Source organism: Alkalicoccobacillus porphyridii (assembly GCF_007293315.1).
GTDB lineage: Bacteria > Bacillota > Bacilli > Bacillales > Bacillaceae_D > Alkalicoccobacillus > Alkalicoccobacillus porphyridii.
On record NZ_VLXZ01000250.1, the window covers coordinates 1 to 265 of the forward strand.

Annotated in this window: 1 protein-coding gene; it reads left to right on the plus strand. The window is 52.8% G+C overall.

The genetic code is table 11. The features are described from left to right. Window positions 1–57 precede the first annotated feature (57 nt). Window positions 58–265 (plus strand): substrate-binding domain-containing protein (locus FN960_RS24220; protein WP_438799991.1); only part of this gene is annotated, 208 nt, incomplete at its 3' end.

The following is a 265-nucleotide window of genomic DNA, read 5'->3' on the forward strand; positions in this document are numbered from 1 at the left end:
TCCCCATTACGCATGAATCCACGCGCCATCTCATCCATTCATTTAGGAATGCAGTTAATGCGTGATGCCCTTAGCGCAAACCCGGATTTAGACGGTGTATTTTGCACCAATGACGATATTGCGATGGGTGCGCTTCTGCTGTGCCGCGAGCGAAACCTCGCCGTGCCAGAACAAATTTCCATTGCGGGTTTTCATGGGCTGGAGATTGGCAGGCAAATGCTCCCAAGCCTCGCCAGCGTCATTCCTCCCCGCTTTGATATTGGCC